This is a genomic window from Salinigranum salinum (assembly GCF_009176545.1).
Lineage (GTDB): Archaea > Halobacteriota > Halobacteria > Halobacteriales > Haloferacaceae > Salinigranum > Salinigranum salinum.
In genome coordinates this window covers 1,404,876-1,427,758 of the sequence record NZ_VTOJ01000002.1, presented here as the reverse complement: position 1 = coordinate 1,427,758, position 22,883 = coordinate 1,404,876, and the positions used below count along the sequence as shown (strand labels likewise).

The following is a 22,883-nucleotide window of genomic DNA, read 5'->3' as shown; positions in this document are numbered from 1 at the left end:
CCGCGCCACATCAGTCACTCGGAGTCGTCGGCGTCGTCGGAACTGTCGCCACTGTCGGCGTCGTCGGAACCGTCGGGACCGTCGGGATCGTCGGAGGTGTCGCCAGCGTCGGGGGAGTCGGAGGCACCGGCGTCGTCGCCATCGTCGGCGGTGCGGGAGGTGTCGCCGATGCCGTCGGCGTCGGTCTCCCCGAGCGCGACGCCGTCGGTGTCGACGTCCCCGGTCACGACGGGACAGCCGCGGACCCGAAACTGCTCGGTGTCGACGACCTCGACGATCGACGATCCGTCGTACTCGCAGGCGACCTCCGGCGGCGCGGTGAAGAACGCACACGACTCGCAGTAGTCGTCCTTCTGGACGACAGAGCCGTCTCCCTCGTCCAGTTCGACGACGGCGGAGAACTGGGTCCCTCCGGGTGTGTCCGACACACCGGCGTCGAGACCCGGATCACCCTCGCCGGCGACGACCGACTCCCAGACCGCGTCGGCGTCGACCTCGGCGACGTCCATCTCCTCGAACAGTTCCTCGCCGCGACCGTCGACGGCCGTCTCGCCGACCGGGTCGCCGCCGGAGAGCGCGTCGTCGGAGTCCACCCGCGCCGTGGCCTCGCCGGCGGTGCCGCCGCGCTCGTCGTCCACGGTGTCGCCGCGCTCGTCGTCCACGGTGTCGCCACGTTCGTCGTCCACGTCGGTGTCGCGGTCGACCGCCTGCTCGCGGTCGCGTCGTCCACGGAACCGGTCGACCAGCTCGCCCAGCGGTTCGTCACGGTCCCGTTCGGTCTCCGGCGGCGACCCGCCGGTGCGTTCGTCACTCACGACGGACACCCTCGAACAGCTCCGTCACGGTCGACGGCTCCGACTCCGTGGTGTCGTCGGATGCACCATCCGGCTCGGCGGCCCGGTCGCCGTCCGCCGGGTCGTCGCCGGCGGTCAGCGCCGGTCGGCGTCGGGTGGTCAGCGTCGCCGAGCCGAAGAACCGACCCGAGGACTCGACGCCGCTGAACTCGGCGTCACAGTGGGGGCAGTTCGGCTCGGTCAAGAGCCCGACCGCGACGCGGTTGTCGCACTCTCCACAGTTTCCGACCGTCTCTCCCTGGCGGTTGGCTGCCGTCTTGAGCCCCGCCGCGGCGTCGGCCGTCGCGACGGCGTGTTCGACCTCGGCGAGCCGCTGCCGGAGGTCGACGACGACCGAGGCGAGCCGCGTGAGCTTCTCGTCGCGGTCGTCCATGTCGTCGGCGACGTGTTCGAGGATCTCCTCGAAGTTCTCGAAGCCGCTGTCGACGCGGGTCTCGAGGTCGTCGACGCAGGTGTTCGCCTCGACCGCGGTCGTCCCCGCCCGTTCGATTCGCTCGTCGAGCGCCGGATGGTCGTGGTCGGCTGGCGCTTTTCCGTCGGCCTCTCGCTTGATCTGGATCACTCGCTCGCGGACGTCGGTGATCTTCTCGTCGAGGTCGTCTTCGACCGCCGCGACGCGGTCGTCGAGCGCAGTCACGCGGCCGGTGTTGTCGTCGAGGTCGTCCTCGATCGTCGCGACGCGGTCGTCGAGCGCCGCCACGTGGTTGTCGAAGGACGCGACGAGTTCGTCGAACTCGTCGGCCGGGGGCATCTCTCCGTCCGTCGCTTCGGCGTGCTCCTCGACGAGACGATACAGCGTGACGGCCCGCGAGACGACGTCGGCCGGCTCCTCGTCGGACGCCGCCGCTCGATCGTTCACCCACGCCCTGAGCGTCTCGGGGAGGACGTCTCCCTGTTCTTCGGCCATCTGTGTGTACGTTCCCCGACCCGAAGTTAAACGTTGGCCGCCGATTATCGAATCTTGCGCTGTCGAGAGACGCTCACTCGATCCCCCTCATCCGGCCCGTTATCGGATCTTGCGGACGTCGCTGATGTCGAACCCGCCGTCGTGGATCTCGGTCTCGAACTGGACGATGTTCTCGTTCTCGAGCCGCGAGAGCACACCGCGGAACTCCTGGACGACCATCGTCCGCGCCCGTTTCGAGCCGCCGGACTCCCACTCGAAGAGGAACGTCCCGCTGGCGGCGTCCTTCAGCAGGCCGAGCTGGTTCTCGCCGAGCGTCTCGAGGTTCACCAGCAGGAGGATGAGCCCACCCCAGCGGTGGGCGGCCTTGCTCAGCCCCTTCAGCACGAGGGCGATGTCGTTCCACGTCATCTCGTCCGAGACGGCCGCCACGAGGTCGGTCACGGAGTCGACGACGACGAGGTTCCCCGCCGCGTGTTCGGAGAGGTACGTCCCGAACGTCTCCAGGACGTCCGCGTGTTCGGTCCGCGTCCCGAGATCCCGGAGCGTGCTCGTCTCACCGAGATACCACTCTCTCGGGGCCTGACTCGGGTGGAAGTACTCCCGGGAGAGGTCGGCGAACTCGATGCGTGCCGTCGCCCGGTCGACCAGTTCGGGCTCCATGGTGAACCGCATCTGCCGGGTGAGATACGACTCGTCGGCGGTGAAGGAGATGTAGTGGACCGCCGACGGCAGCGTCGTCTCTCCGATCGGATCGCCGTAGTGGAGCTCGAAGAGCTCCTCGTCGGTTCGCGCGATCGCGTTGATCACCGCGCTGGTGTAGAGGAACTCCCGTCCCCCGGCCCCGGACTCGCTCGCGAGCAGCACGACCGAACCCATCGGCGCTCCCCCGCCGATGAGCGAGTCGAGCCGGGAGACGCCGAACGGGATGCTGTCCATACGCTCCCCTCTCACCTGCGGGTACAAGAGCGTGTGGCCGAGATTACCGCATCTGATTCCGGGACCCGGATGGTCTGCTTGCCCGCCGACGGCTCTCTCACGCCTCCCCGTGTCGGACGTGGCGCGGGTCAGCCATCGTCGCCGGTGTCGGTGTCGGCCGCCACCCGTGCACCCCGGTTCCGGCCCCTCACCAGCCTGACGGTCCCGTCGATGCCCGCCGCGGTCAGTGCCGCCTCGCCCGCCTCCCGGGCGGCGTCGGCGTTCGTCGCGTCGGTCACGCCGTAGACGGCCGGCCCCCACGACGACTGCCCCGCGCCGAACACCGCAGGCCGTTCCGACAGCGTCGCCACCATCTCGCCGACTGGCGGACGGTACGTCCCCCCCTGCTCGTCGGCGTACCACGCGCCGTTCAGCCGACCGACTTCCTCGACGGCCGACCCGAACTGCTCGGCGTTGCCGGTCGCGATCGACGGAAGCACCCGTCGTGTCAACACGCCGGCGATCCTGTCCGCCACCCCCGGGTCGGCCCGTTCGACGGCGGCGCGCATGCTCGCGTCCTCCGCCTCGCCGCTTCGTCCCGGTTCGACCGCCGGCAGCACGAGCAGGAACCGCCAGTCTGTGGGAACCCGATGCGTCGCGGTCACCGCGGGTACGGTCCACTCCCCGTCCGCCGGCCGCGACGTGGTGAACCGCGCCGTCGGGTGGCCCGCGTCGAGGACGAATCCGCCGGCCTCGAACGTCGCCACACCGACGCCGGAGCGACCACCCCGGCCCAGCTCGGGCGCGAACTCCCGAACCGACGCGTCGATCCCGTACGCCCGTGCGACGGCCGTCAGCGTGGCGAGCGCGAGCTGCGTCCCGCTGCCGATCCCGACGTGTCTGGGGAGGCTCCGTTCGACGACGACGCGAGCGCCCGGCACGTCGAGCAACCCGAGGGCACGTCGCGCGTACGCCGCGGCGTCGGGGTCGTCGCACGCCAACTCCTCGGCGGCGCTGGCGGCGACGACGGTTCGTGGCTCACGGAGCGCCAGCCCCAGTCCCCCGTAGAGCCGTTCGTGTGACAGGCTCAGGTTGGTGAAGCCGAAGTGGAGCCGTCCCCCGGTCGAGACCCGCGCGTCCATACCGTTCCCTTCGGTGGCGACGGTAAGTCGGTTCGGGTTCGCCACGGTCGTGGTCGGAGCGGCGGGACGCGGTTCGTCACCGTCCGGCGTCCAGGTACGCGATTCGCCGCCTCCCGCGACCGGATACGTGGCTCGTCGCCCGTTTCGGCGACTCCAGGCGGCGTCCGAGCGCCCCCCGCTACCCCGATCCCGGCAGCGGACAGAGGCTGGCCGTGAACACCACGACGTCGTCCCCGTCGTTGCGTGCCCCGTGTGGGACGCCCCGCTCGTGGAGGACGACACCCGGTGCCGACACGCGTTCTTCCTCGCCGTCCTGGAGGACCGTCACCGTCCCGTCGAGCACGTGGAACACGTTCGTGCTGTCGCCGTGCTCGTGCGGGTCGAGCGTCGCCCCCGGCCCGAGCGCGAACGCCTTCACGAGCACGTCGTCGGTCACGACTACCTCGGCGGTCTGCACCTCGCCGTCGTCGGGGTCGAGTGATCCCCGGTCGAATCTGTCGAGCGTCACGGCTCTCCGGTGGGTCCCGTCCGAAAAAAGCGTGCGGGTGACGGTCGTCCGACCCGGTCCGCTGTCCGGCTCGTCCGCCGCGCGTCTCCGGCTGGCGGAGCGTCCCACGCGTACCGAGCGTTACTCCCCTCTCCCCCCGGATCAGGGTAGTCGATTCGTCGCGTTCACTCGGGGCGACGCGGGGCGAACGAGCGACCGGGAGGGCCGGGTCGCATCAGTCGGGATCCGCTCAGTCGTCACCACCCGTCGCCGGCGTGTCGTCGCCGGTCTCGGTGTCGGCGTCGGTCTCCGACCCGAGCAGCCCCGACACCGCCTCGCCGAGACTCCCGTCGAGGTCACCCGACAGGAACGAGTCGATGGCGTCGTGGATGGCGCTCACGTGCTCGGGCACCTGTGCGGGGAGTTCCGCTGGCGGGCCGCGCTCGTGGCTCCGCTCGTCACGTGCGGCCTCGCGGCTGGCGTCACCGCCGGTGCCGTCTCCGCCTCCGTTCTCGCTGCCGCCGCTCGCGTTCGCGGGCGCGTCGTCCACTCCTGTCGTGGCCGGTTCGGCTGGTGTCGCCGCGGCGACCCCGCCCACGAGGAGGAGGGTCACCAGGGCGACTGCGACCAGTCGGTTCGCGCTCATCGCGACCGACCGTCCGGACTGGAGGGGCTTGAAGCGCCCCGACGCCGAAGCCGGATTGCGTCCCATTGACGCCGATTAACCCCGATTAATCCGTTTAACGTGGGCGTAACCGCCACGCACCGCTCGCCACGGAGGGTCGACGGCGGAACAGCGGTGGTTGCGGTTCGCGCGCGCTCAGTCGGCGCGCCGAACGATGTGGACGTCGTAGGTGGCGTCTTCCGAGAGGGGGTTGCCCACGCTCGACAGCGGACTCGCCACTCGCCCGGCGTTCTCGCTCCCGAGGAACAGGACGGTGACGCCTTCCTCCTGGGCGACCTCGCGGACCTCTCTGACGACGTCGAGGGTGGTCGTCGCCACGGGGTCGTCCTCGCCGTCGATGGTCTCGTGGCGGAACCGCGCGTTCGGTGCGATCTCTCTGGCTCGTCGCTCCAGCCGTTCGCCGATCGCTTCGACGGAGAACGGGGTCTGTTCCGTGAGCCAGCCGCGCTCCTCCGCGTACTCCGGATCGTCGGGGACGACCGTGAGTGCGACCACGTCCGTGTCCATGGCCGCCGCGAACTCGCTCGCGCGTTTCAGTGCCGCGCGCGCGAGTGGGGAATCGTCGTAGGGGACGAGAAACGTCATCGGTTCGCCCTTGACCGAGGCGGCTCAAGAAAGTACCCGGTCCCGGCACGAATGACGGTGACCGGGCGGTCGGCGACCGCCGTCTCGAACGTGCCCCGACCGTCGTCCGACGTGACGACGAGGTGACGACACACGCCGTGCCCGCCGGCTCAGCCCAGTTCCTCGGCCACGAGGTCGGGGCTGAACAGCGCCGGGTCGAGCGCCAGGTCCGCCTGTGCGCGCGCGAACTCCGGGAGGGAGTCCGTCGCGTACGTCACCACGCGCACGTCGGGGTTCGCGTCCTTCGCCACCGAGATGGCGCTCGCGTCGGCCATGTCCGTGAGGAGGAACACGTCGGCGTCGGCGATCCCGGCGTCGGCGAGCGATCGGCGGGTAGCGACGCCCTCGATCCGGCTGACCGCCGCACCGACGGCACCGAGCGCCGCCGCGACTCCCTCGTCGTCGCTTCCCGCGACGACGACCGTCATCGTCTTTGTCTCACTCATCTCACTCGTACTCGATGGTCGCCGGCGGCTTGTGTGTGACGTCGTAGACGACGCGGGCCACGTTGGGGAGCGTCCCCGTGATCCGCGACTGGATCCGCTGGAGCGTCTCCCACGGGAGCTCCTGTGCCCGGGCGGTCATCCCGTCGCGCGACTCGACGGAGCGGACCGAGACGACCCAGCCGTGGACGCGGTTGTCACCCTTCACCCCCGTCGCTTTCCCGATGACGGCCGCGAACGCCTGCCACGGCTCGTGTTCGGCCACCTCCTCCTCGACGACGTGACACGACTCCCGGGCCACCTCCAGTTTCTCCTCCGTGACCTCGCCGATGATCCGCACCGCGAGGCCCGGCCCCGGGAACGGCATCCGCTCGGAGATAATCTCCTCGAGATCGAGCGCGCGGGCCACCTCGCGCACCTCGTCCTTGTAGAGGTCGCGGACGGGTTCGACGATGCCCTCGAAGTCGACCACGTCGGGCAGGCCGCCGACGTTGTGGTGGGATTTGATGTTGCCCTCGCTCTCGATGCGGTCGGGGTAGATCGTCCCCTGGACGAGGTAGTCGGCGTCGCTCTCCTTTGCCACTGTCTCGAACTCCCGGATGAACTGCTCGCCGATGACGTGCCGTTTCTCCTCGGGGTCGGTCACCCCCGCGAGCGCGTCGAGGAACCGGTCCTGAGCCTCGACCACTTCGAGCGACTCCATGAACGCGAACGTCTCGCGGATCCCCTCGGTCTCGCCCTTCCGCATCAGCCCGGTGTCGACGTAGACGGGGGTGAGGTTCTCGCCGAGCGCCTCGTACGCCAGGGTGGCGGCGACCGACGAGTCCACGCCGCCCGACAGCGCGATGATCGCGTGGGCGTCGCCGACCTCGGCGCGGATCTCGGCGACGGCCTCCTCGACGAACCGGTCGGTGTCGACCATCAGGCGGTCACCTCCTCGCTCTCGGCCTCGTCATCGTTCTCGCCCTCGTCCCCATCTTCCGCCCCGCGGTCGAGGTCCGTCCGGTCGAGGATCGCCCGGAGGAAGCCGACGAACGACGGCGACGCCCGGTCCGGTCGCGACCGGAACTCGGGGTGGAACTGCGTGCCGAAGAAGAACGGGTGGTCGGTCCGTTCGAGGATCTCCATGCGGGGACCGGCCACGCCCGAGAAGACCAGTCCCTCCGACTGGAGGGACTCGATGTACTCGGGGTTGACCTCGTAGCGGTGGCGGTGGCGCTCGACGCAGGTGTCGCCGTACAGGCGGTGGGCGAGCGTCCCCGGTTCGATCTTCGTCTCGTGAGCCCCCAGCCGCATCGTCCCGCCCATGTCGTCGATCTCCTTCTGTTCGGGGAGGATGTCGATCACCGGATGTGGAGTGTCGGCGTCGAGTTCGGCCGAGTGTGCGCCGGTGAGTCCGAGCACGTTCCGGGCGTGCTCGACGACGGCCATCTGGAACCCCAGACACAGCCCCAGGAAGGGGACTCCGTTCTCGCGGGCGTACCGCGTCGCCTCGAGTTTCCCCTCGGTCCCGCGCGTCCCGAACCCGCCGGGGACGATGATCCCGTCGGCGCGACGCAGCCGTTCGCGGTGGATCGGCCCCATCTTCTCGGTGTCGACCCAGAGTACGTCGACGTCGACGCCCAGCTGGATGCCGGCGTGCTTCAGCGACTCGTGGATGCTCATGTAGGCGTCCTCCAGCCCGTACTTGCCGGCGAGGGCGATCTCGATCTCGCCCTCGCGGGTGCGCGTCACGAGCTCCCGCCAGCGGCTGTCCCGTTCGGGCTCCGGAAGCGCCTCCCGCTGCAGCCCCAGTTGCTCCATCACGTACTCGTCGAGCCCCTCGTCCTCGACCATCAGCGGGACGTGGTAGATGTCGTCGACGTCGGGGTTCGAGAAGACGGCCTCGGTGGGGATGTCACAGAACAGCGCGATCTTCTCCTTCGTCTCGGCGTCGAGGCGCTGTTCGTTCCGGCCGACGATGACGTCCGGGTGCAGCCCGATCGATCGGAGCTCCTTCACCGAGTGCTGTGTGGGTTTGGTCTTCTGCTCGCCGTTCTTCGAGAAGGGGACGAGCGTGACGTGCATGAACAGCAGGTCCTCGTCGTCCTGTTCGCTGGCGAACTGTCGGAGCGCCTCCAGGAAGGGCATCCCCTCGATGTCGCCGACGGTGCCGCCGACCTCGACGATGCAGACGTCGGTCCCCTCGGCGGCCTCGCGGATGCGACGCTTGATGTCGTCGGTCACGTGCGGGATGATCTGAACGGTCTTCCCGAGGTAGTCGCCGGCCCGCTCGCGCTCGATGACGTGTTTGTACACCTTCCCCGTGGTGACGTTGTGGTCGGAGGTCATGTCCACCCCCAGGAACCGCTCGTAGTTCCCCAGGTCGAGGTCGACCTCGCCCCCGTCCTTCAGGACGTACACCTCCCCGTGTTCGTAGGGGTTCATCGTCCCCGCGTCGACGTTGAGGTACGGGTCGATCTTGACGGCGGTGACGTCGAAGCCGGCGTTGGCGAGCAGTCTGCCGGTGCTCGCGGCCGTGATCCCCTTTCCGAGCCCCGACATCACACCCCCTGTCACGAAAACGAATTTCCGACCCAGCGTCGGGTCGTACCCTGTCTCGGGTTCCTTCGGCATACCGACCATCCGCAACCACTCCCCAAAATCGTTTCGGGAGCGACCCCCTGTGAGGGCGGCTCACGCGCCACACTATCGCTCCCGTTGATAGGTTTTCGTGGACGAACGTGCAGTTTCGTCCCCCGTCGACTCGACAGGTTCTCACTCCCGCAGACGCTACCCCCGACCGTGCCCATCGTCGACTACCACGCCCACTCGAACTACTCCGACGGTCGCTTCCTCTGGTCGATGGCCAGTGCCGCGGCGGACGCGGGCTTCGAAGCCGTGGGCTTCGCCGACCACTGTACGGTCTCCGAACGCGACGCGATGCAGCGTACCCGGGCGCGCATGGGGTTCAACCTCGATCGCACGTACGAGCGCCGCCGCGAGGGGATCGCCTCGCTCGACGACCGGTTCGACCTCACCGTCTACGACGCCGTCGAGATGGACTACGACCCTCGCGACGAGGCCGAGATCGAGGCGTTCCTCGCGGACGCGGGGTTCGACTACGCCGTCGGGAGCGTCCACTACCTCGAGGACGTCAACGTCCACTTCGAGGGCTACTTCGCCGCGAAGTCCGACGAGGAACGCGCGGCGCTCGCCGACCGCTACGTCGACAAACTGGTCGCGCTCGTTGAGTCGGAGCTGTTCGCGGTCGCGGCCCACCCGGACCTGCTCGAGCGCAACCCCGCCTTCCGGGGGCTGTTCTCCCGCGACCACTACGTCCGCGTCGCCGAGGCGTTCGCCGGGTCGCGGACCGTCCCCGAGATCAACGCCGGCCGCGTCCTCGACGACTACGGCGACTTCCACCCCACAGCTGAGTTCCTCGACGTGTTGCTCGACCACGGGGTCGACGTGACGCTCGGGACCGACTCGCACGCGCCGGACGAACTGGCCCCGCGGGCCAGGGAACTCCAGCGAGTCGTCGACGAGTACGGGATCGACCCGGTCCGCGTCGTGTGACCGGCGGGCGGAGCGACGTCCCGTTCCGGACGGGGACGCGTGCCGGCGTGGAAGGCGTGTGCCGGCGTGATCCCGCCGCACACCCGGGCACTGTCGTCGGTCGTCGGTCGACGTTCTGGTGGGTCTCCGTCGTCGGTCGTCGGCCGTCGGCCGTCTACCCCTCCCCGTTCGTCGGTTCCGCCCGCTCGACGATCCGACTCCCTCGATCCGACTCCCTCGATCCGAGTCCGCCCGACGATCCGAGTCGCTCGCGTCCTCGCCGGGTCTCGACGCGGAACCCGCAACCTTTGACACCGCGCCCACCGACCACGAACCCACATGTCCCGTACGCTCCCCGACATCGGCCTCGGCACCTTCCGGATGACCGACCACGACGAGTGCGTCCGTGCGGTCGAGACCGCCCTCGACGTCGGCTACCGCCACGTCGACACGGCCCAGATGTACGACAACGAGGCGTTCGTCGGCGAGGCGCTCGCCGCGTCCTTCGACGACGGCACCGTCGACCGCGACGACGTCGTCGTCGCCACCAAACTCGACACCGGGAACACGGGCTACGACGACGCGGTGTCGACGGCGCGCGAGAGCCGCGACCGCCTCGGGCTCGACGTGATCGACCTGCTGTACGTCCACTGGCCCATCGAGGCGTACGACCCCTCGGAGACGCTCCCCGCGCTGGACGACCTCGCCGACGACGGCGTGATCGAGGCGATCGGCCTGTCGAACTTCCTCCCCTCACAGCTGACGGCGGCCATCGACCGCCTCGATCACGACCTCGCGGCCCACCAGGTCGAGATGCATCCGCTGCTCCCCCAGGAGGAGCTCCACGAACTCGCCGTCGAACACGACCACTCCCTCGTGGCGTACTGCCCGATCGCGCGCAACCAGGTCGCCGACGTTCCCACCCTTCGACAGGTCGCCGACGCCCACGACGCCACTCCCGCGCAGGTGTCGATCGCGTGGCTCGCGGCGAAGGAGAACGTCGTGCCCATCCCGAAGGCCGCCTCCCCGGACCATATCCGCGAGAACCTCGCGGCGCTGGACCTCGACCTCTCTGCCGACGAGATCGAGCGCATCGACGCCGTCGACACCCGACGCCGCCTCGTCGACTTCCCCGCGGCACCCTGGAACCAGTAACGCTGGCGCGCGTTCGGCACCCCACGTTCGGGCCACCTTCCCATGACCCTGGACCACTCTCCTCTGGTCCTGGACCACCCTCCTCTGGTCCTGGACCGCCCTACCCGAGCGGCCGCAGCTCCGCCCACGCCTCGCGCACGTCGCGGCGGAGCGTCTCGTACTCGATGAGCGCGAACCCACAGAGCACGACCACGAAGCCGACGGCGGTGGTGACGGCGACCGACTCGCCGAGGACGACCGCACCCGAGACGGCGGCGACGATCGGCACCACGTAGGCGACGAGGTTCGCCCGGACCGGGCCGGCCGTGCGGATGAGCGCGAAGTACGCCGGGAACGCCATCCCGGTCGAGACGGTCCCGAGCCAGGCGATGGCGGCGAGTTCGCGCGTCGTCCACGCGATGGCCGTCGACTCTCCCAGCGCGAGACTCAGCGCGTGTGCGCCGATCGACCCGACGACCATCGCCCACGCGGTCAGCGGCAGCGACCCCATCGGCGGCTGGATGCGCCGGAGGAGGACGCTCCCGAGCGCGACGCTCAGCGCCGCACAGACGACGAGCGGTTCGCCGACGCCCGTCCCGTCGAGGAGAGCCGGCGACGGCTGGACGACCACCACGAGACCGGCGAAGCCGACGACGAGGCCCGCCACTCCGACGAGGGAGAGCCGCTCCCGGAGCACGACGACCGCGATGGGGGTCGTCGCCACGGGCACCACCCCGAAGATGACGGCCGCGGCGGCGCTCGTGGTGTACTGCTGGCCGACGAACAGCGTCACGCCGTTGATCAACACCAGGAAGACGCCGGCAGTCCCGACGCCGAGCAGGTCCCGGCGACCCCGCGGGAGACATCCGCGCACCCCGTAGCGGAGGGCGACGGCCGCGAGCAACAGCGCCGCCCCGAGGTCGAACCGGAGCGCCGCGAAGAGGACCGGTGGGAGCGTCGCGACCCCCGCCTTGATGCCGACGAACGCGGTGCCGTACGCGAGCGAGGCGACGACGAACAGGAGCACCGAGCGGCGGTTCATGAGGCGAAGACGTCACCGAGAGGACGCTCCGGCGGTGTCAGTCTATCGCTCCGATCGTGAAACGAACGGAAACGCGTGGTCTCGGTGAGGGTCCGTTCCTGATTCTCTCTCGAGTCCGGACGAACGTCCCGTCTCGACCCACTGGATGACCGAACGCACAGTCTGTACGCCCACGCCCACTAATTCTTAGCTTCTGTACGATCGTTCAAAAGACAGTCCAACGGAGCCATCAAAAATTATATCGTATCTTTTCTTCAACCGAGTAGTATGGGGATCGCCATGGTGGTCTGCCCGTACTGCGGGCACGAAACTGAGGCACCGACCACAGAGTCGGGGCGTGTCGGTGGGGTACGTCGCCGTCTGAAACAGGAGTATCGCGCCGCACGACACACCTGCAACGAGTGCGGTCACGACTACGACATCCGCGGCCCCTGACGGCCGACAGATGGGCGACTGCGGCTTTTCGATCTATTCTTCGAACGGCGAAGCGTGCTCTTCGATCCGCGACCGCTCCCGTTCGCTCGCCCGCGAGAGCGACCGCGACACCGTGTGCCGGTCCCAGTCGCCCGTCGGGGTCGCTCGGTCCGCGTGGTGGATCAGCCCGTGTTCTTCATCCCGGCCGCGATGCCCTTGACCGTGAGGCGCAGGGTCTGTTCCTCGTCGGGCGTCCGGTGCGTCTGCGACATGAGGTGCGTCTGGAGCAGGTTCAGCGGGTCGACGTAGGGGTTGCGTCGCGAGAGGCTCTCCTCCAGCCACTCGCGCTGGAGGAGCGAGTCGCGCCCACAGATGGCGAGCGCGTGGTCGACGGCGCGTTCGTACTCGTCGGTGAGCCGCGGGAAGAACGACTCGCGGAGCTCCGGCTCGGCGAGGTCGGCGTACTCCTCGGCGATCTCGAAGTCCGTCCGCGCCAGCGCCATGGTGGCGCGGTCGAGCGTCGTCCGGAAGAACGGCCACTCGTCGTACATCTCCTGGAGCGTCTCGACGTCGCCCTCCGCGAGGAACGCCTCGATTCCCGTCGCCAGCGCGTACCACCCCGGCAGGATACACCGCGACTGCGTCCACGAGAACACCCACGGGATCGCGCGGAGGTCCTCGACGGTGCGTTCGCCCGTCCGGGAGGCGGGACGCGAGCCGAGGTTGAGGTCCTCGATCACGGTGATCGGCGTCGCCTGCTCGAAGTACGAGACGAAGCCGTCGGTCTCGAGCAGGTCGCGGTACTCGGCGCGGGCGGCCGTCGCCATCGTGTCCATCGCCTCGACCCACTCGTCGGGCACCTGTTCTTTCGGTTCGCGGATGGCGTTGTGCCGCGCGCGGACCTGCGCGTTGAGCATCTGTTCGAGGTTGCGCTCGGCGATCCGAGGATTGGCGTACTTCTCGGCGATCGCCTCGCCCTGTTCGGTGAACTTGATCTGTCCCGTGACGGTCTCGTTCGGCAGCGCGAGCATCGCGCGGTTCATCGGCCCACCCCCTCTCGAGATGGAACCCCCGCGACCGTGGAACAGCCGCATCGTCACGTCGAAGTCGTCGGTGATGTTCGCGAGGCGGCGCTGGTTCTTGTAGAGGTCCCAGTTCGCGGCGAGGAAGCCGTTCTCCTTGTTGGAGTCGGAGTAGCCCAGCATGATCTCCTGGACGTTCTTCCGCGCACTCAGGGCCTGTTCGTACGCCTCGTTCTCGAACAGCGTCCCCATGATGCGCCGCGCGCCGTTGAGCGCGCTCTCGGTCTCGAGCAGCGGGACGACGTCGATCCCGCAGTGGTCGGGCAGGGAGACGACCCCCGCCTGGTCGGCGAGAAAGAGCACCTCGAGCACGTGGGAGGGTTCCTCGGTCATCGAGATGCAGTAGGTGTCGATGGCGCCGACGCCGTACTCGCGCTGCCAGTCGCCGAGCTTCGAGAAGCGCTGGAGCACCCGTGCGGCGGTGTCGCTCACGTCGCCCGGCTCGTCGAGGTCGACGACCGGCTCCGCCTGGAGGATGGCTTCGGTCAGGAGGTCGACGCGTTCGTCCTCGGTCATCGCCCCGTAGTCGACGCCCACGTCGGCGAACGCGGCACGCACGGCTTCGGTGTGGTTCTCGCGGTGATCGCGGAGGTCGAGACTGGCGAGGGTGAAGTCGAACGTGTCGACCTGCCGACGGAGGGGCTCGACGTACGTCGTGGCCACCTGGTCGGCTCCGTTCGAACAGAGGCTGTCGTAGATGACGTCGAGGTCCTCGACGAGTTCGTCGCTGTCGGTGTAGCCGTTCGGGCGAACGTCGGAGATCCGGCGCAGACGCTCGCGCATCAGCTTCAGTTTCTGTCGGTACGGCTCGTCGGGGTAGCGTTCTTCGACCTCCTCGCCGACGACGGGGAGCCGCTCGTGGTCTTCGGCGATCGACTCGCGGAGGGCGTCGCCGACGTCGACCCGGCGGCCGTCCTGGCTCAGCACGCCCGAGAGCCGCTTCAGCGCGTCGAGGTACTTGTCGATGACGACGGCGCGCTGGCGCTCGAGCGTGTCGGTCGTCACCTCGGGCGTGACGAACGGGTTGCCGTCCCGGTCCGAGCCGGCCCACGACCGGAACTCGAACAGTTTCGGCACACTCACCTCGGGGTACTCCTCGTGGAGGACGTCCTCGAACTCCTGGTACACCTCGCCGACGACGTCGAAGAGGATGTTCTCGAGGTAGTACTGGACGTTGCGCGCCTCGTCCTGTGGTTCGGGGCGACGGTCGCGGACCTGCGACGTCTGCCAGAGACTCGTCACCTCGGCGTCGACCTCGTCCCACACCTGGTCGAACTCCTTGTCGGTCATCCGCCGCTCGTCGAGTTCCTCGAGCTCCTTCGCGATGGAGCGCAGTTTGGCCTTCACCGTCTTCCGGCGGGCCTCGGTCGGGTGGGCGGTGAACGTCGGCTCGATGAGCACGTCGTCGAGGATCCCCTGGACAGTCTCGGCGTCGGCGTCGGCCTCCGTGAGCCCCTGGATCGTCTCCTCGAGCCCGTCCTCCAGCGTCCGCGCCTGCGACGCCTCGCGGTTGGCGCGCACCCGTTCGCGCTCCTCGGCGAGGTTGATCAGCTCGAAGTAGGTGGTGAACGCACGGGCGACGACGCTCTCCCCGTTCGGGTCGAGCTGGTCGAGCACGTCGTGGATCTCCTGTCGGGAGTCGGCGTTCCCCGCGCGGTAGGCGATCGCGCTCGTCCGGAGCTCCTCGACCGTCTCGAACGCCTCGGTCGACGACTGTGCCTCCAGCACGTCCCCGAGCAGGCTCCCGAGCTCGCGGACGTCCTGTCTGACGTCCCTCGTGTGCAGGTCCATGCGACCCGGTACGGAGTCGTTCGTGTAAAAACTACGAGTTTCGATCGAAAAATTGCCCCGCATCCGAGTATATATTCTATACAGTCGCCGAACCGCCCGCGAGTCCGCGGGGAGCGGGATTCTGGCGAGGTTGAGGGGCGTACAGTGGCGCGACCGTGGGCCGTACAACGAGCACCGTCGCCCGCGTGGATGCCGACTCGATTCGACTCGGTGCGAAGGGAGCGGGTGATGCGGCGTCGTGCGGCCCTCTCTCACGTCCTCCATCCCTCGTCGGCTCCCGTCGCTGGCAACGAGCCCCGCTCCCGCCGACGTCGAAACCCGGCCCGGTCCCCGATTTCTCCCCGTGGGTCACCCACTTCGTCACCCTTTTTACCGGCGGCGCTAACCCCCTGATATGAGCGAGAGCGACGACAAGTACCCCACTGAATCCGGACGACGCCGGTTCGTCAAGGGCGTCGTCGGGGGCGCGGCGCTGGCGGGCGTCGGCGCCGCTGGCTCGGCCACCGTCAACTCGGCGACGACCTCCCCCGGTGCGGGCGGTGGGCCGACGCAGGCGTACGCCATCGAGAACACCGCCGGCCCCGCGCCGCGCGGGATGCCGCTCATTCCCATCGAGATCGACTCCGAGGGCTTCCTCAAGGGCGTCTGGCCCGAGGTGGGCACGCAGATGCAGGGCGGGGTCGAGATCGAGATCGCCGCGACCGAGGACTTCCGCGGCAGCGGCGTCACCTACTCGTCGGAGTGGTTCCAGTACTGCGGCGTCCAGTCGTACAAACAGCTCGCACCGTCGTACGACGGTGACAACTTCTTCCGCTCGGACTCGGGCGCGTACTCCTGGCAGCAGGAGACGTACAGCGCCGGCGACAGACTCCACGTCGACGACTTTTCCGACTACCAGGAGTGGGGCAACGGCATCGGCACCCCCGGCATCGGCAAGCCGGCGACCGGGACGTGGCGCTCGCAGGACTCCGAGGACACGATGCCGATCCAGGTGATCAAGAGCGACATCGTCGCCGAGAGAGCCCCGGAGGTCGGCGGGTTCTTCGAGGCCGCGACCCAGGACGGCTTCATCGCCTGGCTCAACAAGTGTACGCACTTCTGTTGCGTCCCGGGGTTCAAGCAGTCGGCCGACGCCGGCAAGTTCGGCAACGCCGACGGCGTCTACTGTCAGTGCCACCAGTCGATCTACGACCCCTTCACCGTGGTCCAGACGCTGTTTACCGCGCTCCCGCGGCCCGACTGACTAGCGACTACCGCCGGCCACCGCTGACCGGCGGGAACAGCGCCAGTTCGTCGCCCGCTTCGACCGGCGTCCCGAGCCCGCCGCCGCTCGTCTGGACGTTCTCCCCGTTCTTCAGCACGTTCACGTGATCGAACAGCTGCCCGTCCGCGTCGAACACGCGACCGTCGAGGCCCGGACGCGCCTCCACGAGCGCGACGAGCGCCGCTTCGACCGTGGCGTCCTCGTCGAGTTCGACGGTCACGCGCCCGTCGCCGGCGCGTTCTTTCAGGTCGGCGAACAGCTTCCACTCGAGTTCCATACTCCCCTTCGAAGCGCGCGACTCAAAGAGGGTTGCGCCGCCGGCCGTCCGGGTCGTCGTCGAGAACGCCACAGCTGTCCGTCCGTCCGTCCGATCGGCGGTGCGAGCCGCCCGTCCGCGACTCACGCCGACCGGATCGCGGCGAGGCGGCTCCACGGTCGGAGGTCGACGACCGAGAGACAGACGAGGAGCACGAAGGCCGCGGGAGCCGTGCGGAACCGGGGGTCTCCCGAGAGGGGCGCGCCGACGGCGACCGCGAAGCCCAGCGCAGTCACGGCGAGACAGAGCCGACCCAGCGTCGCCCGCGTCGTCTCGGGCGTCAGCCAGGGGACGGCCGCGACGCCACAGCACGCCAGTACCAGCGCGCCACAGAGTGCGGCGGCGAGTGATCCCGCTCGCGTGAGCGACCCCCCGAGCAGTCCGACGGCTGCGCCGCCGTACGCCGCGACGCCGAGGACGTGGTTCAGGAGGACGGCCCGTCTGAAGATCGACCAGTAGCCCCCGGCCGTGGAGAGGCTGCTGCTCGTGATCGTCGGCCACGGACGGCCCGCGGAGAGGTGGCCCTCGCGGAACGCGCCGACGACGAGCGGACTCACGACGACGAGCACCAGCACGGTCGGTTTGAGGAACGCGGCCCCCCGGGGCGACCGGAAGACGAGCCACAGCACCGGTGCCGACAGCAGCGCCACCTGGCCGAGTCCCTGGTATCCGCTGGTCCAGAGCCACCGACCGACCGTGGCGAGGCGGGAGTCGGGCGCGGTCGTCGCGGGTGTGGAGAGCCGCTGATCCTCGTTCGTCTGGAGATCTGAGCGGGGTGACATCGACACCGTCGGTACGGCCACGGCGGTGTAAAGCGTTTTTTCGGGACTGCGTTGGAGAAATATCCTTCACCCGGCTCGTGCCGAGCACATCACTTCCGCCGTGCAATCAGTCGACCGACGCCTCCAGCGTCGACTCGGCCGACGGCGGCACGTCGACCACGACGTTCGTGCGGGCCTCGAGCCGTCTGAGCACCTCGGGACGGGCGACGATGTACAGCGTGTCACCGACCTGGATCGGCCGTGCCCGGGTCGGGATGGCCTCGATACCGCCCGCCGCGGAGCGGATCGCGGCGACGGTCACGTCGAGCGCCCCGAGCGTTTCGCCGACGACCGCCGACCCCTGCTCGATGCTGACGGCGGCCATCGTCTCGTCGGCCGCGCGCAGGAGCGAGGCGAACTCGCGGTCGACCTGCGGTTCGGCCGGGAGCGAGATGAGCCGGTAGGTCGTCGACGCGTCGAGCTTCTCGGCGTCCTTCTCGTCGACCGCGAGGGTGACGACGTCGTCGGCGCGTGCCCGGAGTTCGCCCGTGAGCAGCCGTTCGGGCGGCCGACGCTGTTCCGTCCCGTCGTCCGCGACGTCGACGCGCGCCGGCCGCCACACCTGGACGATATCACCCGGGCTCGCGGCGTTCGCGGGGTCTGCCCGGAGCGACACCGCCACGCTGCCGTGGCCGAGCGTCGGACCGATGCCGGCGGCGCGGCTCCCCACGGCGAGGTACTCGATCTCCCCGCGTTCGGTCAGTTCGACGTCGACGTAGCCGACGCGGTAGTCGTCTTTCAGCCGGGTGATCAGCCGATCGTGGAGCTCCTCGACGGTGAGCCGGTTCGGGAACAGCAGCGCCTTCCCCGCCATCTCCGCTTTCACGTCGGCCGCGACGGGGTCGTAGCTCTCCATGTCCTCGATGTCCTCGGCGTCGGGGATGGTGACGGAGGTGACCCGGCCGACGGTCCGGACGATGCGCGACACCTCCGCGTCGAGGTCCTTCACGCCGGCGACGGCGAAGACGTCGGTCGCGATCCGGTCGCCGATCCGCCGCCCGACCGGTGCGACGACCGCGGCGAGCCCGATGGTGGCGACGTTGAACACCACCACATCGAGCTCGAAGATCGCCCCCGATCCGCTGCCGACGAGCTGCGTGAACAACCCGACGGTGTTGAGGTAGATGGCGACGACAGAGAGCCCCAGGAGCGTCGCCACGCCGATCGGGACCGGCTCGCGCGTGTACCACCGGAACGCGAGCGCCGACAGCGCCGAAACCGCACCCGCAGCGACGACGAACGCGATCAACTTGCCCACGCGTCGGACGACCGCCGGGTCCTCGAGCGCGCCCAGTTGGATCGGGACCAGGGAGAGAGAGAGGGAGATCACGCGACGGCCTCCTCGAAGGCGGCGAGCGTCTCGCGCGTCCCGACGGCGAACAGCTCGTCGCCGGCCGCGACGGCCTGCGACCCGCGTGGCATGAGCTGCCAGCGCCCCTCGTGTCTGACGGCGAAGACGACCACGGCGTAGCTGTCGCGGACGTTCGCCTCGCCGAGGGTGGCGCCGGCGAGCGCGCCGTCGTCGCGGACAGTGAGCTTGCGGAAGCGCCGGCCGGCGCGCCGGAGCAGCGAGACGAGCTCGAACTCCCGGCGGACGCCGCGTGACCTGACGACGAGGCGGTCGGTCGTCGGGGTTCCGAGGAGGAACTCGGCGTCACTCCGGCTCACGACGACCGTCAGCCGACCCTCGCCGCCGGTCGTCGTCGGGGTCGTCGGCGTCGGTGTCGCCGCTGTCGCCGCTGCTGCGTCCATCCCCCCGTCGGTCGCTGCGCCGGCCGCCTCGGCTGTCGGCTCGCTCCTCGCGCTGACGACGGTCCCCGAGACGGTGCGACCGCCGGCGACGACGTCGACCTCGTCGCCGCGCGCCAGCCCGGTGGGGAGCAGCGCCGCGACGGAGACGGCACGCCGACCGGGTGGGATCCGCTTCGAGAGCGCACCGATCGGCGGCGCGGCGTTGACGGCGGCCTGGGCGCGTTCGTCGAGCCTGACGCTGACGTCGGCGAGGTCGAACTCCGAGCGGAGGCGGTCGGCGAAGCGGCTCTCGAGTTCGACGAGGGGGACGTCGGCGGGGAAGGTCCACTCGCCCTCGCGGATGCCGTTCCGGAGTTCCGCGGGCAGTGCCGGATATCCCTCGATGTCGCCGACCTCGCCGGAGACGGTGACGCGGACCTGTCCGCGGCCGCCGACGAGTTCGACCACGTCCGTGCTGAGCGTTCGTTCGGTCAGCTTCCGGAGGTTCAACCGCTTCGGGAGCGCAGCACCCAGTTTGTCTCCCGCGTTGTGAGCGTACAGCGACAGCATCAGGACCACGATGACGGCGACGACGGCGCGCTCCGATCTGATGATCGTCGGGTCCGACAGCGCCAGGAGGCCGCCGTTGGCGCCCGCGATCGCCAGGGCGAGCACCATGACACCGAACCCTGGGATGGTGACGTCCGTGACGTACTTGAATAGGAAGCCGAGCACTGCCGACACCATCGCCGGGACGATGCCCGTGAGGACCCCGAGGTAGAGCCCGAAGAGCACCTCGATCGGGATGGAAGCCATACATGGGCAACTCGCCCGAACAGTATACGCGTTCTGCCTGCACTCGCCCGGGCCGGTGACGGATCGCGACGCAGCGACCCGCTCGTCCCGGCCGGGCGAGGGCGTCCGGTCGCCCGGTGGGGCAATCTCACCCCGGCACGCGAGCGTCACGCGACGGCCTCCTCGAAGGCGGCGAGCGTCTCGCGCGTCCCCACGACGACGAGTTCGTCGTCGGCCGCGACAGTCTGCGACCCTCGGGGTGCGATCCGCCACGCACCCTCGTGTCGGATCGCGAGGACGGCGACACGGTAGCTGTCGCGGACGTTCGCTTCGCCGAGCGTGACACCGGCGAGCGCGCCGTCGTCGCGGACGGTGAGCTTGCGGAAGCGCCGGCCGGCGCGCCGGAGCAGCGAGATGAGCTCGAACTCCCGGCGGACGCCGCGTGACCTGACGACGAGGCGGTCGGCCGTCGAGGTTCCGAGGAGGAACTCGGCGTCACTCCGGCTCACGGCGACCGTCAGCCGACCCTCGCCGCCGGTCGCCGCCGGCGTCGCCGGCGTCGGTGTCGCCGCGTCCGCCCCCCCGTCGGTCGCTACGTCGGCCGCCCCCGCTTTCGATCCCCCGCTCTTCGCGCCGAGCACGATTCCCGAGACGGTGCGGCCGTCGGCGACGACGTCGACCTCGTCACCGTGGACCAGCCCACTCGGGAGCAGCGCAGTCACGGAGACGGCGCGTTGCCCTTTCGGTATTCGCTTCGAGAGCGCACCGATCGGCGGCGCGGCGTTGACAGTCGCCCGCGCCCGTTCGTCGAGCCGGACGGAGACGTCGGCGAGGTCGAACTCGGAACGGAGGCGGTCGGCGACGCGGGTCTCGAGTTCGATCAGCGGCACGTCGGCCGAAAAGGTCCACTCGCCGTCACGGATCGTCGCTCTGAGATCCGCGGGGAGCGCCGGATACCCCTCGATGTCGCCGACCTCGCCGGAGACGGTGACGCGGACCTGTCCGCGGCCGCCGACGAGTTCGACCACGTCCGTACTGAGCGTTCGCTCCGTCAGTTTGCGGAGGTTCAGTCGTCGCGGCGTCGCCGCGCCGAGTTTGTCGCCCTGACTGTGGGCGTACAGCGACAGCATCATCACCACGAGGATGGCGACGACGAACCGCGCGCCGGAGCCGATGATCGTCGGGTCGTTCAGCGCCATGAGGCCGCCGTTGGCACCCGCGATGGCGAGCGAGAGGACGACGACCCCGAGACCGGGGATGGTCACGTTCGTGACGTACTTGAAGACGAAGCCGAGCACGCCGGAGACGAGCGCCGGGACGATGCCCGTCAGCAGGCCGAGATAGAGCCCGAAGAGCACCTCGATCGGAAGCGAAGCCATATTCCGCCCACTCGACTGTCGGGTTTACCGTTTCCGCTTGCCGTCGCTCCGGTGGTGTGATGTCGTCCGGTGTCGGGAGTCGAGACGTGGTCCCGGATGGGGCTCGCGTGGGGCCGTCCGACGACAGCCGGGCGTGGCGAGACGGCCGGCTGCGGCGACTCGTCGACCGAGTCGTTTAATACGTGTAACCCGCCCAACGACGGGTATGGTCAGTCGGGAGTGGCTCGGCGGGCGGGCGGCGGTCGTGCTGACCTTCGCGGTCGCCGTCGCGTCGGTCGTCGTCGGCATCGCCAACATCGGTGCCCCGCCGCGACCGATCGGGCCGGTGGCGGCGCTCGTCCCCGAGTTCGTCCCGACCATCGCCGGCTTCACCGGGGCACTCACGGGGTTCGTGCTACTGGCCGCCGCGTTCGGACTACGGCGGGGCCTCCGCGCGGCCTGGTACGCGACGCTGGTCCTGCTGCCGATCACGGCGCTGCAGGGTGCGCTCCAGTCGAACGAACGAGCACTGCCGCTGATGGCGCTGTCGGCCGTCGCGTTCGTCGTCCTCCTGGCCAACCACAGGCGGTTCACGCGCGACCTCGACCTGACGGCGACCGAACTGGCCGCCCTCGCCGCCATCGTCGGTGCCCAGACGTACGGCACCGTCGGTGCGTTCGCCCTGCGCGACCAGTTCACCGGGCTGAACAACCTCGTCGACGCCTTCTACTTCGCGCTCGTCACCGGCTCCACGGTCGGCTACGGCGACATCACGCCCACGACACCGATCGCCCGGCTGTTCGGGATGTCCGTCCTCCTCGTGACGGTCTCCTCGTTCGCCGTGGCGCTCGGGGTGCTGCTCACCCCGGCCATCGAAGCCCGCCTCAGCAAAGCACTCGGACGCATGACAGAGACACAGCTCGAACTCCTCGAAAACCACATCCTCGTGCTCGGTTACGGGGACCTCACGGAACCGATCCTCGAAGAACTCGCCGGCAAGGCACGGTACGTCATCATCACGCAGGACGCCGACCGGGCCCGCCTGCTCTCGGACCGCGACCTCGACGTGTACACGGCCGATCCGAGCGACGTCAGCTCGCTCGAACGCGCCCGGGTCGACACGGCCCGCGCCGTCGTCGTCGCCACGAACAACGACGCCGAGGACGCCCTCGCCATCCTGACGGCCCGACAGCTCAATCCGGACATCCGCATCGTCGCCGCCGCCTCCAACCGGGAGAACGTCGAGAAGCTCAAACGCGCCGGTGCGGACACGGTCATCAGCCCGACGACGCTGGGCGGACACCTGATGGCAGAGTCGGCGCTCGGCGGCGACTCCGAGAAGGTCGAACAGCAGGTCCTGGCGGAGGAGCCGTCGAAGGAGCAGCCGGCCGACGACCAGCGTGAGAGCGACGATGCGACGGCGGTCGAGGACGGCGGCGATGCGACGGCGGTCGAGGACGGCGGCGACGTAGCAGCCGACGCGGACGAGGAACCGACCGCGGACGGTGGTGACGCGGACGGGGCGCGCTGATCCGGGGCGA

At 69.5% G+C, this 22,883-nt stretch carries 22 protein-coding genes; 5 read left to right on the top strand and 17 right to left on the bottom strand.

The window, feature by feature from the left end; translation table 11 throughout:
• Positions 1-14 precede the first annotated feature (14 nt).
• From FZP69_RS18255 to pyrG, 10 genes are all read right to left on the bottom strand, one after another.
• Complete coding sequence (locus FZP69_RS18255) at positions 15-815, bottom strand: hypothetical protein (protein WP_152042792.1); 801 nt, start codon at positions 813-815, stop codon at positions 15-17.
• Entirely contained in the window at positions 808-1,761 is a 954-nt protein-coding gene (locus FZP69_RS18250; protein ID WP_152042791.1) for a hypothetical protein, read from the bottom strand. Before FZP69_RS18250 ends, FZP69_RS18255 begins: the two co-directional genes overlap by 8 nt.
• 99 nt (positions 1,762-1,860) lie before the next feature.
• On the bottom strand, positions 1,861-2,697 hold the full coding sequence (locus tag FZP69_RS18245; protein ID WP_152042790.1) for an RAD55 family ATPase: 837 nt from the start codon (positions 2,695-2,697) through the stop codon (positions 1,861-1,863).
• A 128-nt stretch (positions 2,698-2,825) separates the two neighbouring features.
• Positions 2,826-3,818 carry a beta-ribofuranosylaminobenzene 5'-phosphate synthase family protein gene (locus tag FZP69_RS18240; protein ID WP_152042789.1) on the bottom strand — a complete coding sequence of 331 codons (993 nt, stop codon included), beginning with the start codon at positions 3,816-3,818 and terminating at the stop codon, positions 2,826-2,828.
• A 178-nt stretch (positions 3,819-3,996) separates the two neighbouring features.
• Entirely contained in the window at positions 3,997-4,326 is a 330-nt protein-coding gene (locus tag FZP69_RS18235; protein WP_152042788.1) for a cupin domain-containing protein, read from the bottom strand.
• Between the two features lie 229 nt (positions 4,327-4,555).
• Complete coding sequence (locus FZP69_RS18230; protein WP_192918643.1) at positions 4,556-5,017, bottom strand: hypothetical protein; 462 nt, start codon at positions 5,015-5,017, stop codon at positions 4,556-4,558.
• Positions 5,018-5,125: 108 nt separating this feature from the next.
• A complete protein-coding gene (locus FZP69_RS18225) occupies positions 5,126-5,575 on the bottom strand; it encodes a universal stress protein (RefSeq protein ID WP_152042786.1) in 450 nt (149 codons plus the stop codon).
• Between the two features lie 149 nt (positions 5,576-5,724).
• The gene (locus tag FZP69_RS18220; protein ID WP_240137707.1) at positions 5,725-6,060 is read right to left on the bottom strand and encodes a DUF7126 family protein; all 336 of its coding nucleotides are present in this window, start codon (positions 6,058-6,060) and stop codon (positions 5,725-5,727) included.
• A 1-nt stretch (position 6,061) separates the two neighbouring features.
• Complete coding sequence (gene guaA / locus FZP69_RS18215) at positions 6,062-6,979, bottom strand: glutamine-hydrolyzing GMP synthase (protein WP_152042785.1); 918 nt, start codon at positions 6,977-6,979, stop codon at positions 6,062-6,064.
• On the bottom strand, positions 6,979-8,673 hold the full coding sequence (gene pyrG, locus FZP69_RS18210; RefSeq protein ID WP_152042784.1) for a glutamine hydrolyzing CTP synthase: 1,695 nt from the start codon (positions 8,671-8,673) through the stop codon (positions 6,979-6,981). Before pyrG ends, guaA begins: the two co-directional genes overlap by 1 nt.
• A 174-nt stretch (positions 8,674-8,847) precedes the next feature.
• Here pyrG and FZP69_RS18205 point away from each other — a divergent pair, with 174 nt between their 5' ends.
• Both FZP69_RS18205 and FZP69_RS18200 read left to right on the top strand, forming a co-directional pair.
• On the top strand, positions 8,848-9,615 hold the full coding sequence (locus tag FZP69_RS18205; protein ID WP_152043434.1) for a PHP domain-containing protein: 768 nt from the start codon (positions 8,848-8,850) through the stop codon (positions 9,613-9,615).
• A gap of 318 nt (positions 9,616-9,933) precedes the next feature.
• A complete protein-coding gene (locus FZP69_RS18200; RefSeq protein ID WP_152042783.1) occupies positions 9,934-10,749 on the top strand; it encodes an aldo/keto reductase in 816 nt (271 codons plus the stop codon).
• Positions 10,750-10,849: 100 nt separating this feature from the next.
• Here FZP69_RS18200 and FZP69_RS18195 read toward each other — a convergent pair whose 3' ends face one another.
• The gene (locus tag FZP69_RS18195; RefSeq protein WP_152042782.1) at positions 10,850-11,770 is read right to left on the bottom strand and encodes a DMT family transporter; all 921 of its coding nucleotides are present in this window, start codon (positions 11,768-11,770) and stop codon (positions 10,850-10,852) included.
• 267 nt (positions 11,771-12,037) lie between these two features.
• On the opposite strand from FZP69_RS18195, the gene FZP69_RS22740 reads away from it, so the two are divergent.
• Positions 12,038-12,205, top strand: coding sequence for a hypothetical protein (locus FZP69_RS22740; protein ID WP_192918696.1), 168 nt, complete (start codon positions 12,038-12,040; stop codon positions 12,203-12,205).
• Between the two features lie 161 nt (positions 12,206-12,366).
• Here the strand turns inward: FZP69_RS22740 and ppc are convergent, their stop codons facing one another.
• A complete protein-coding gene (ppc, locus tag FZP69_RS18190) occupies positions 12,367-15,057 on the bottom strand; it encodes a phosphoenolpyruvate carboxylase (RefSeq protein WP_152042781.1) in 2,691 nt (896 codons plus the stop codon).
• 394 nt (positions 15,058-15,451) lie between these two features.
• Here ppc and FZP69_RS18185 point away from each other — a divergent pair, with 394 nt between their 5' ends.
• The gene (locus tag FZP69_RS18185) at positions 15,452-16,300 is read left to right on the top strand and encodes a ubiquinol-cytochrome c reductase iron-sulfur subunit (RefSeq protein ID WP_152042780.1); all 849 of its coding nucleotides are present in this window, start codon (positions 15,452-15,454) and stop codon (positions 16,298-16,300) included.
• Positions 16,301-16,307: 7 nt separating this feature from the next.
• Here FZP69_RS18185 and FZP69_RS18180 read toward each other — a convergent pair whose 3' ends face one another.
• The 5 genes from FZP69_RS18180 to FZP69_RS18160 all read right to left on the bottom strand — a co-directional run bounded on the left by FZP69_RS18180 (position 16,308) and on the right by FZP69_RS18160 (position 21,363).
• Positions 16,308-16,598 (bottom strand): ubiquitin-like small modifier protein 1, encoded by a 291-nt coding sequence (locus FZP69_RS18180; protein ID WP_152042779.1) that lies wholly within the window; start codon positions 16,596-16,598, stop codon positions 16,308-16,310.
• Between the two features lie 122 nt (positions 16,599-16,720).
• Positions 16,721-17,419, bottom strand: a complete 699-nt coding sequence (locus FZP69_RS18175) for a hypothetical protein (protein WP_152042778.1) — start codon at positions 17,417-17,419, stop codon at positions 16,721-16,723.
• Between the two features lie 106 nt (positions 17,420-17,525).
• Positions 17,526-18,788 carry a TrkA C-terminal domain-containing protein gene (locus FZP69_RS18170; protein ID WP_152042777.1) on the bottom strand — a complete coding sequence of 421 codons (1,263 nt, stop codon included), beginning with the start codon at positions 18,786-18,788 and terminating at the stop codon, positions 17,526-17,528.
• On the bottom strand, positions 18,785-20,005 hold the full coding sequence (locus FZP69_RS18165) for a potassium channel family protein (protein WP_152042776.1): 1,221 nt from the start codon (positions 20,003-20,005) through the stop codon (positions 18,785-18,787). Before FZP69_RS18165 ends, FZP69_RS18170 begins: the two co-directional genes overlap by 4 nt.
• A gap of 146 nt (positions 20,006-20,151) precedes the next feature.
• On the bottom strand, positions 20,152-21,363 hold the full coding sequence (locus FZP69_RS18160; protein ID WP_152042775.1) for a potassium channel family protein: 1,212 nt from the start codon (positions 21,361-21,363) through the stop codon (positions 20,152-20,154).
• Positions 21,364-21,568: 205 nt separating this feature from the next.
• Between FZP69_RS18160 and FZP69_RS18155 the strand changes: the two genes are divergently transcribed.
• Positions 21,569-22,873, top strand: coding sequence for an NAD-binding protein (locus tag FZP69_RS18155; protein WP_152042774.1), 1,305 nt, complete (start codon positions 21,569-21,571; stop codon positions 22,871-22,873).
• Positions 22,874-22,883 lie beyond the last annotated feature (10 nt).